The 10,579-nt window shown below is 62.3% G+C and carries 7 protein-coding genes; 6 read left to right on the top strand and 1 reads right to left on the bottom strand.

Translation table 11 applies throughout. The features are described from left to right. Positions 1 to 94: 94 nt before the first annotated feature. Together AAG821_RS03805 and AAG821_RS03810 are read left to right on the top strand one after the other, a co-directional pair. Positions 95 to 1,054, top strand: coding sequence for a glycosyltransferase (locus AAG821_RS03805; RefSeq protein ID WP_341910102.1), 960 nt, complete (start codon positions 95 to 97; stop codon positions 1,052 to 1,054). Next, positions 1,047 to 1,502 (top strand): GtrA family protein, encoded by a 456-nt coding sequence (locus tag AAG821_RS03810; protein WP_341910100.1) that lies wholly within the window; start codon positions 1,047 to 1,049, stop codon positions 1,500 to 1,502. The genes AAG821_RS03805 and AAG821_RS03810 overlap by 8 nt, the downstream gene beginning before the upstream one ends. Here the strand turns inward: AAG821_RS03810 and AAG821_RS03815 are convergent. Then, the gene (locus AAG821_RS03815) at positions 1,451 to 2,878 is read right to left on the bottom strand and encodes a hypothetical protein (RefSeq protein ID WP_341910098.1); all 1,428 of its coding nucleotides are present in this window, start codon (positions 2,876 to 2,878) and stop codon (positions 1,451 to 1,453) included. The two genes, AAG821_RS03810 and AAG821_RS03815, sit on opposite strands and share 52 nt — an antisense overlap. A gap of 309 nt (positions 2,879 to 3,187) precedes the next feature. Here AAG821_RS03815 and AAG821_RS03820 point away from each other — a divergent pair, with 309 nt between their 5' ends. The 4 genes from AAG821_RS03820 to AAG821_RS03835 all read left to right on the top strand — a co-directional run. Beyond that, positions 3,188 to 3,406 carry a hypothetical protein gene (locus AAG821_RS03820; protein WP_341910096.1) on the top strand — a complete coding sequence of 73 codons (219 nt, stop codon included), beginning with the start codon at positions 3,188 to 3,190 and terminating at the stop codon, positions 3,404 to 3,406. Positions 3,407 to 3,563: 157 nt separating this feature from the next. Next, positions 3,564 to 5,855 carry a methyl-accepting chemotaxis protein gene (locus tag AAG821_RS03825; RefSeq protein WP_341910094.1) on the top strand — a complete coding sequence of 764 codons (2,292 nt, stop codon included), beginning with the start codon at positions 3,564 to 3,566 and terminating at the stop codon, positions 5,853 to 5,855. Between the two features lie 161 nt (positions 5,856 to 6,016). Further along, positions 6,017 to 8,419 carry a methyl-accepting chemotaxis protein gene (locus tag AAG821_RS03830; RefSeq protein ID WP_341910092.1) on the top strand — a complete coding sequence of 801 codons (2,403 nt, stop codon included), beginning with the start codon at positions 6,017 to 6,019 and terminating at the stop codon, positions 8,417 to 8,419. 292 nt (positions 8,420 to 8,711) lie between these two features. Continuing rightward, positions 8,712 to 10,579 (top strand): methyl-accepting chemotaxis protein (locus AAG821_RS03835; protein WP_341910090.1); only part of this gene is annotated, 1,868 nt, incomplete at its 3' end.

Consider the following 10,579-nt stretch of genomic DNA (forward strand, 5'->3'; position numbering starts at 1 on the left):
CAGGCCCCCCTGTCCGTCTTTGCCAAGACATAGCATAGAGCCCGATTTTCGCCTATTACGGTGACGATTACGGGAAGGCTGACGGCAGGGAATCGTGACAGCGCATACACCATCTTTGGCAGTGATCCTGCCCTGCCATAACGAGGCACTGAGCATCGCCCGGGTGGTTGCCGACTTCCGCCGCGTGCTGCCCGCTGCCCGCATCTATGTGCTGGATAATAATTCCAGCGACGGCACCGCAGCCCTCGCGGGCGGGGCCGGCGCCTCGGTGATCACCGAGCGCCAGCAGGGCAAGGGCAATGCCGTGCGCCGGGCGTTTTCCGATATCGATGCCGATCTCTACATCATCGCCGATGGCGATGGCACCTACGACACCAATCGCGCCGGCGAGATGGTGGCCAAGCTGCTGAACGAGCATCTCGACATGGTGGTGGGCGTGCGGCGCGAGACGCAAGCAGGTGCCTACCGCGCCGGCCATCGCTGGGGCAACCGCCTGTTCAACATCATTGTGCGGCGCCTGTTCGGCGACAAATTCACCGACATCTTCTCGGGCTATCGCGTTTTCTCGCGCCGCTTCGTCAAGAGTTTCCCGGCGCTGTCGACCGGTTTCGAGATCGAGACCGAGATGAGCGTGCATGCGATCCATCTGCGGCTGCCGACCGCCGAAATCGAGACGGATTACTTCGAGCGCGGCGAAGGCAGCGTCAGCAAGCTGAAAACCTACCGCGACGGCTTCCGCATCCTGCTGATGGTGATCAAGCTGCTGAAGGCCGTGCGCCCGCTGGGTCTGTTTTCCGCGCTGGCCCTGCTGCTCTTCGCCATTGCGCTGGCCCTGGGCATGCCGATCCTGTGGCATTTCGTCGAAACCCACACGGTGCCACGGATTCCGACCACGGTGGGTGTGGTTGGCCTGGTGATGCTGAGCGCGATCAGCCTGATCACCGGCATCATCCTCGACAGCATCATGCTGGCCGAGACGGCCTACAAGCGGCTGTTCTATCTGGCGCTGCCGGCCACCAACCACGTGGCGCCCTCCCGCAGCCCGGATGCCTGAGCGGCTGCTGGCACTGTTGCCCGGGGCCCTGCGCCAGCGCGCACGCGCGCATGCCGACCTGCTGCGCTTTGTAGTGGTTGGCGGTATCGGCTTCTGTGTTGATGGCGGCCTGCTGATGCTGCTGAACGATCTGGCAGACTGGACGCCGCTCGCGGCCCGCGCGATCGGTTTTCCGGTGGCGGTGACCGTGACCTGGTGGCTGAACCGGGTTTGGACCTTCAGCACCGGCCGCAGCCAGCCGGTGCGGCGGCAATATGCGCTTTATCTGGCGATCCAGCTGACCGGCCTGGCGATCAACTTTTCCATCTTCGCCCTGCTGGTGGGTGCCATGCCCTGGTTTGCCACCTGGCCGATCGCGGCGCTGGCGATCGGGTCCGTCACCGCGATGTTTGGCACCTACATCCTGTCGCGGCGGATTGCCTTCGCGGCAAAAACGCCGAGCGCATAGACCACAGCCGACAGGGCGATGGCAAAGGCCGGGATCAGCGCCAGATTGTAGCGCACGATGCTGACCGACAGCTGCGCATTGATGCCCACCATCGCCAGCGCCGGCAACAGCAGCAGCCACCACAGCCGCCGTTGCTCGCCGCGCGGCAGCAGCCAGAGCAACAGCGGGATTATGGCCATCAGACCGAACAGGCCCCATTTGCCGCCAACGAAAAGTCCGCGCATCGCAAGCAGTGCGGTGACGGCAATATTCTTCAGCGGATCACTGAGATAATATTCATTCAACAAATGCTGCTGCGCGTCGGCGGTCGACAACGCGCGCATCTGTACATGCAAGATGGCACGGGCATCGTCGTAATATCCTCCGGCATCCCAGCCCAGACGCCACACGGCATCGCGCCCGAATAGCCATGCACCCAGATCATCTCCAAAACCGGGCAGGTAATAGATCCAGCCCATCAACCACACGCGCCAAGTCATCAGGTTGAAACCGGCACGATGCGACAGCGAGCCGATGAGATAGTGAGGATCGGACATCGTCCACTCGCCGAGCTGGATGTAATTGCGCAGCAGCAGCAGGCCGGTCGGCACAGCGAAGCCGAGACCAAAGGCCATGACCGCCAGCAGAAGCTTATATGGCGATAAGCGATGCCAGGCGAAAACAAGCATGAGACCGAGCACCACCGGCCCGAGCGCCAGCCACGACGGCTTCACCAGAACTGTGAGGCCTAGGAGCAGGCCAGCCAGCAGCCAACCGATCGCCCGCTGCGGTCGTTGCCAAGCGGCCAGCCAAGCCCACAGGAACAGCCCGGCCATCGCCAGGAACAAGGGCTCGGAGAGGATATGGCGGCTGTATTGCCATGCTTCTTTACAGGCGAGGGCAGCCAGCACGGCGAGCCAGGCGCGGATTACATCCTGAGCAAAGACCATTAAGGCGATGCGATAGAGTGCGAAAAGGAAAACCGCGAGCTCGATGCCATAAAGCCATTTCAAGCCCGCCAACGATCCATTGCAGTTCGTACCCGGATAACCGACCGTTATCATACAGATGAGGGTTTGTCGTGTCGGCGCGTGTAGCTTGGCCGCCAGCCCGATCTCAAAGGCCGTAAGCGGGCCACCTTCGGCCATAGAGGGCGGCGGAGCCTTATCTGGACTAAAGTTCTGATTGGTCAGAGTGCCGTGTTCGGCAAAATTCAGTCCCATCGTAATATAGCGGCCAGAATCTGGTTCCATCACGCTAGGGGCCGCCAGGATACGGAAACCTATCAGGACAACGACCACCAGCAGACCTACGCCATGCAGCGCAAAGAGCCCGGATTTTCGCGACAGAATGTCAGTGTGTAGCATCGGATCGGCCTCAGAAAACGGGCGGCGCATCCTGTGCATCCAGTCAGCTGCTGTCCAGCAACAGCAGCTACGGCGAGTACAACCGCCATCCATATTCGCCGGAAAAAGCCGGAAAACCGGCTTTTTTATTTATACAAAATTAAGCATACTGGGCCGACAGTCGCTGCGTCGCTTCCGTTATGACACGGCTGCGGCGCCGAACAGGGGGAAGCAGGCCATGCCTGGGGTTGCCGTTTCGGTGTCAGTGAGCGCCGGTCACTTAGCCCGTACCAGTCTTTCAGCCCATAACCATCTTTCGGAATCTGTTGCCCTTGGCGCAGCGCAGCTCCGAGGCGCCGCATGAGCATGGAATCCCTCATTCCGGTCGGCACTGTTTTTCTGGAATGCTCGCGCTTTGTGCCGCCTGCGGCCCAGGCGCGTTGGCGGGTCGAACGCATCGTAGTGTTGCCGAACCTGCCGGAACATGCTGCCATCCGGAAGCTGGAGCCCGGCGGCGAAGAGCGCCTGATCACCCTGCAGGCCCTGGCCCAAAGCGGCAAATACGCCCGCGAGAACTGATCAAAGCGCGATTTCAGTCGCTCCGACCCTGGCCATGCCCTAGCATCGGCCGGCCCCTCCGGCGTGGACCGCCCTTTACCAATAGGCAAGAAATAACTTGAATATTGGATGACTTAGTTCGCATTAGACGTGTGCGGACGGTCAACGGGGGCCCATCATGTTTCGGCATTCACTCAATCGCCTGCTGCTGGCGATTATTCTGCTGCTCGGCACTGTCGGCTTGGTTGTGACCCTGGTGCAGGTGCGCGACGCCCAGATCGCCGCCACTGAAAAGGGCCGTATTCTCGCGCTCGCCAAAGCCGACCGCCTGCTGTTTGACGGGGTGGCCAATTTTCGCGTGCAGCGTGGCCAGGCCCAGGCCGACATCCTGGCGCAGGATAACGGGCGCGCCGCCATGGAGGCCATCAAGGCGGATTATGCCAAACGCTATGCCGGTGTGCAGCAGGCCTTCAACGGCCTCGATGTTCCCGATCAGGCCAAGCTGAAAGCCGCCATCGCCGAGCAATGGGGCATTGTCGATGGCAAGTTCGCCGGCCTGATCGCCGAGGGCGACAAGCCCAGGGCCAGCCGCGCCATTGCCAATACCAACGATTGGTACAACGCCACCACCGGCTTGATTAATGCTGTGAATGCAACCTCGGCCGTGGTGAGTAACGAGATCCGCATTCTCGATCCGCTGATCGCCGAACTGGTGCAGGTGCGCCGCTTCGCCTGGCAGATCCGCGACCGCTACGGTATCCAGTGCTCGATCCAGCGCCAGAACATCAACCAGAGCAAACCGCTGGACGATACGCAGCGCGCCACGCTGACCCGCAACCGCGGCATCGTCCTTGCAGGCTGGGACGGTCTGGAAGACCAGATCAGCCGCAACGGCGTGACCCCCTCCGTGCTCAAGGCCGTGCGCGATGCCAAGGCCGCCTATGACAAGGCCCAGGCCGAGATCGATGCGCTGATCCCCAAGCTGGATGGCAGCGGTGCGGCGTTGATGACGCCGGCGCAATGGAATGCGCTATGCCAGGGCCCGTTCGACCACATCGTCGGCATTGCCTATCTTGCGCTTGACGAAGCCATCGCCTATGCCGACCGCGAACAGCATGCCGCCGAACGCCGGTTGCTGATTGCCGGCGGCGCCGTGATTGTTGCCACTCTGTTGGCGGTCATCGGCATTATCGTGCTGCGGCGTCGCTTTGCTGGCCCGGTGCAGCGGTTGCTGGTGGCGGTGGATGGCCTGCGGCAACGTGACTACACCACGCCGGTGCCGGTCGCCGCCAACCCCGATGAACTCGGCCGCATTTCTGCGGCACTGGAGGGTTTGCGCGAAAGTGCTGGCGCGGCGCAACGGCTGGAAGCCGAGGAGCGTGAGCGGATCGCGATGCAAAAGCGCCTGCAGGATGAAGAAATGGCGCGCAATGATGTGATCAATCGAGAGATTGCTGCTTTCTGCGCGGCGATCTCTGCCGGCCGCATTGACAGCCGCATGGACGAAGCCGGCAAGACCGGCGTGTTCCTGGGCCTGTCGCAACAGATGAATGGGCTTGCTGCCACGCTGGATGGCATCGTTGGCGAGTTTACCGCGGTGATGGGCGGCCTTGCCGAAGGCCATGTGAACCGCCAGGTCAATGGCGCTTACGATGGCGCCTTCGGTCGTCTAAAAGACGCCGCAAACAGCATGGCCGTGCGCCTGCGTGAGATTGCCAGCCAACTGGGCGACAGCACCAATGCCGTGCACAATGCATCGGCAGAACTGATGGCCGGCAATCAGGATCTGGCACAGCGTACTGAAAGCCAGGCAGCCTCCATCGAGCAGACTGCAGCCTCGATGCATGAGATTACCACCACGGTGAAGCAGAATGCCGACAATGCCCATGCTGCCAACCAGCTGGCGAGTGCGGCGCGTGATACGGCCGAAAAGGGTCGCTCCGTGGTCAGCGATGCCGTCGCGGCGGTAACGCAGATTGAGGCAAGCGCCCAGAAGATCAGCGACATTGTTGGCCTGATCGATGAGATCGCCTTCCAGACCAACTTGCTCGCGCTGAATGCCAGCGTGGAAGCAGCCCGCGCCGGCGAGGCCGGCAAGGGTTTCGCCGTGGTGGCGCAGGAGGTGCGGGCACTGGCGCAACGCTCGGCCAATGCGAGCAAGGACATCAAGGCACTGATCAGCGCCTCGAATGCCCAGGTAAAAACCGGCGCCGCGCTGGTCAACCAAACCGGCTCATCGCTGATCGATATCGTGTCGGCGGTGAAGAAGGTGACCGATATCGTTGCCGAGATCGCTGCTGCCAGCCGGGAACAGGCCACCGGCCTTGATCAGATCAACACCGCCGTTGGCCAGATGGACGAGATGACCCAACGCAATGCAGCCCTGGTTGAGGAGAACACGGCCGTCACCCAGTCGATGGCCGATCAGGCTGCCCGGCTGGCAGAACTGGTGCGCTTCTTCCGGTTGTGAGACTGGAATCTCCTCCGCAGACTGAATATTTGCTTTTGAGGCAATGACTTAGAGATGCGATAAATAAGGTTAATTGGTTTTTTGTGTGCCCGATCGGGCAGGCCTGTGCAATCGTACCCAGAGTACTGGTATCGGCCCGCTGCCAATAAGGGGACACCACAATGCTGAGCCGTCTGCCGCTCGTCACCAAGATCGCCCTCATCACCGCAATCCTGATCGTACTGACTGCCCTGGCCGTCGGCGGCGGCGCCGTCATGCAGATTCGCGGCGAGATAGCCCAGCAGGTGATCGACCGCCAGAACAACAGTCTGCGCACGCTGGCGGTGCTGGTGCGCAAGGCCTTTCCCGATACGAAATTCGAGATCGACGCCCAGGGGCGCGTCGGTCGCGTCACCATGACGGCAATTCCCGATTTCGCCGAGCACGACATGATCGACGAGATCGGCAAGGTGACCGGCGAAACCGCCACGCTGTTCCGCTGGCAGGATGCCGAGCAGGACTTCTTCCGCCGCACCACCAATATCATCAATGCCGAAGGCAAGCGGGCGGTGGGCACCCCGCTGGGCAAGGCCAGCGCGGCCTATGCACCGGTTGCCCAGGGCCGCACCTATCTGGGCGAAGCCGTGATTCTCGGCAAACCGTATTACACGGTCTATCACCCGGTTTACGACCCGGCCGGCAAGATCATCGGCATCCTCTATGCCGGCGTGCTGAAAACCAATATCGAGGCCTTTGTCGACAAGATCGCCTGGCAGGTGCTGATCACCGGCGCAATTGCGGTGATCCTGGGTGTTGCCATTGCGCTTATCATGAATCGAATGCTGTTGCGGCCTCTGCCGCGCATTGCCGGCTGGACCGAGCAGCTGGCGCAGAATGACATGAACGTCGAGATCGAGTATCGCGACCGCCGCGATGAAATCGGCATTCTGGCGCGGGCCGTGGATGAACTCAAACAAACCTCAATCGGCGCGGCGCGAGCCCAGAGCGGCCTGGAGAATGTCACCACCAATGTGATGATCGCCGACGAAAGAAACGTGATCGTCTACTGCAACAAGGCTGTGATCGCGACACTGAAGAACGCCCAGTCCGACCTGCGCAAGGATCTGCCGCATTTCGATGCTGATGACCTGATCGGCAAGAATGTCGATGTCTTCCACAAGAACCCGGCGCATCAGCAGAAGCTGCTGGCCAGCCTGACCACCACCTACCGTACCCGCATCACCGTGGGTGGCCGCATCTTCGACCTGATCGCCAATCCCGCCCTGAACAAGCGCGGCGAACGCGTGGGCACCGTGGTGGAATGGGCCGACCGCACCGAAGAGGTACGCTTGGGCAATGAAGTCGTCGCACTGGTGCAGGGCGCCACCGATAACGGCTTTGCCGACCGTATCGACCTCACCGGCAAGACCGGTTTCATCAAATCGCTCAGCGAAGCGATCAACAGCATGTCGGACAAATGCCAGGCTATGACTGGCGAGATTGCATCGGTGATCAGTGCCATGGCGCAGGGCGACCTGACGCAGCGGCTGGACAAGGACTATCCAGGCATCTTTGGCCAGCTCAAGACCGGCGCCACAGCCATGGCTGACCGCCTGCGTGATTTCGCCACACGCCTGACCGACACCGCGCGGACCGTGCGCGATGCCTCGGGCGAAATTTCATCCGGAAGCCAGGATCTGGCGAGCCGCACGGAATCGCAGGCAGCCAGCATCGAAGAAACCGCGGCCTCGATGCATGAGATCACGACCACCGTGAAACAGAATGCCGACAATGCCCAGGCCGCCAACCAGCTGGCAGTCGTCGCCCGCGATACCGCTGAGAAGGGTGGCAGCGTGGTGGCCGATGCCGTCACCGCGGTGACCCAGATCGAGGAGAGCGCCCAGAAGATTGCCGATATTGTCGGCCTGATCGACGAGATCGCCTTCCAGACCAATCTTTTGGCCCTAAACGCCAGCGTGGAAGCGGCGCGTGCCGGTGAAGCCGGCAAGGGCTTCGCTGTCGTGGCACAGGAAGTGCGCGCGCTGGCCCAGCGCTCAGCCAATGCATCCAAAGACATCAAGGCGCTGATCGCCACCTCCAATGCGCAGGTGAAGACCGGTGCGGCGCTGGTGAACCAGACTGGATCGTCGCTGACCGATATCGTCACCGCGATCAAGAAGGTGAGCGATATCGTGGCCGAGATCGCCGCCGCCAGCCGCGAACAGGCCACCGGGCTTGATCAGGTGAATACCGCCGTCGGCAGCATGGACGAGATGACCCAGCGCAACGGTGCGCTGGTAGAGGAAACCTCGGCTTCCGCTCAGTCGCTGGCCAATCAGGGTCGCCAGCTGGCTGAACTGGTCAGCTTCTTCAAGCTCGGGAACAGCGCGGCAGCCGCGGCGATGAGACCTGCGCCCGTCGCCACACCTGTCGCCGCGCCCGCGGTAAAGTCTGCCCAGTCTGCGGTGAAACCCGCGACGGTCGTCGCGAAAGCACCACCACCCGCGCCAAAGCCTGCTGCCCCCGCGAAGCCGGCACCGGCAGCAGCGCCGGCCAAGGACGATGACGACTGGCAGGAATTCTGAGCCCGCTCCACTGCGATAAAACCGCTGCGCCAGTAGACCGGCATCAGTTCTGCTGCGCCGTTCTTGTGCAGGGCGACCCCGTAAAACACTCATAAACATCCGGGGATATAATACCTGTGGGTGTGGCTTAACTATGTTTTGACGCCTGTCGCGACTGTGTTGCGCGGCATTGAGGGTTGCACGTGTCATTGTGCAGGCGCACTCTGTGCTTCATTGGGGTTTGAGGGGGAGCGCAAGAATGCGTTTCGGGATTCGTCAAAAGTTGTTTCTTGCTGTTGGCGTGCTCGCCGCCATGGCCGTTGTATCAAGTCTGATTTCCTTCGCGTTCTTCGGCCAGGTGCGAGGGGCGCTTGGCCTGGTTACAGATCGCAGCCTGCCCGCCGTCAGCGCCGCGCTGACACTCTCGGCCCAGAGCGCCGATGTTGCGGCCTCCGCACCGGCGCTGGCCTATGCCCATAATGACGCCGAACGCAGCACGGCTGCAGCCGTGCTGCAGGGCAAGCTGACCCAGATCACCCGCACGCTGGCGCAGGTGAAGGCCGGCGACGCGCCGGAGGCACTGCGCAAGGAAGCGGAAGAGTCCTTCAGCCGGCTGTCGGAGGCGATGGCCAACATCGACAGTGCGGTGAAACAGCGCCTTGCCCTGAACGCCAAGCGCCAGGCGCTGACCAAGACGATGACCGACAATCATGCCAACTTCCTGTTCCTCGCCCAGCCGGCGGTGGACCAGGCCGTGATGGACATGACGATGGAGTTCGAGCTGGTTTCGCGCGCCGCTGGTGCCGGTGCGGCCGAAATGATCCAGAGCATCCTCGACAAGCAGGTGGCTGGTGCCCGTGCCATTCAGGATCTGGTCGCCAAGGTCAACCTGAGCGTCGGCATGCTGGCGGTGGCCGCGCAGGCCGACAGCCTGGAGGCTGTCGAATTGATCCAGGTCGACAACATCAACACCAAGGCCGAAATGTTGCGTGGCCTCGATACCGTGATCTCGGTTTACCCGAACAAGGAAATCGAGGAGATGGTGAACAGCATCGCCAAGACCAGCGAGGGCGAGGAGGGCCTGTTCCAGACCCGCCTGAAGGAACTGGCCGCGGCGCGCCAAGCATTGTCAGCCCTGAGCGAAGGTCGCTCGGCCACGCTGGCACTGTCGGATGCGGTCGACCAGCTGGTTGCCTCGGCGCGCGCCGATGCCGCCAGTTCGTCCCAGGCATCGATCGGCGCAATCAACATCGCGCAGCTGGTGATGGCCGTGATCGCCGCGATCTGTCTGGTGTCGGCCGTCGGTATCGGCTGGCTGTATGTCGGCCGCCGCGTGATTGATCCGATTGTCGCCACCACCGGCACCATGGACCGGTTGGCCAAGCGCGACTGGGAGGCCCAGGTGGTGGGCACCGAGCGCCGCGACGAGATTGGCGACATGGCGCGCGCCGTGCAGGTCTTCAAGGACCAGGGCCAGGAAGCGCAGCAGCTGCAGACCCAGATCGAAGCCGACCGCGTGCAGTTCGAAGCCGACCGCAAGGCGCAGGAAAGCCTGCTGAAGAGTGCAGTCGGCGAGATCGTTGCCGCCGCCAATGCCGGACGCCTGAGCGAACGCATCGATACCAGCCGTATCGAGGGCGTGATGCAGGAACTGGGTGAAGGCGTGAACACCCTGCTCGGCACCGTCGAGCGGGCGCTGGGCGATCTTGGCACCATGCTGCACAAGCTGGCCGATGGCGATCTGACCCATCGCATCCGCAGCCAGTATCAGGGCCTGTTTGCCGATCTGGCCGGCGATGCCAACCAGGTCAGTGACCGCCTGTCGGATACCATGAAAAAGCTTGCTGAAGCCGCCGCCATGGTGCGCGATGCCTCGGCAGAAATTTCGACCGGCAGCCAGGACCTGGCGCAGCGCACCGAGGCGCAGGCGGCGGCCCTGGAAGAAACCGCGGCCTCGATGCATGAGGTGACGGCGACGGTGAAGCTGAATGCAGACAATGCCCAGGCCGCCAACCAGCTGGCCGCCGTGGCGCGTGATACGGCGGAAAAGGGCGGCAGCGTCGTCGCCAATGCCGTCACGGCCGTCAGCCAGATCGAAACCAGTGCGCAGAAGATCTCCGACATCGTGTCGCTGATCGACGAGATCGCCTTCCAGACCAACCTGCTGGCGCTGAACGCCAG

This window comes from Ferrovibrio terrae, assembly GCF_943372915.1.
Taxonomy (GTDB): domain Bacteria; phylum Pseudomonadota; class Alphaproteobacteria; order Ferrovibrionales; family Ferrovibrionaceae; genus Ferrovibrio; species Ferrovibrio terrae_A.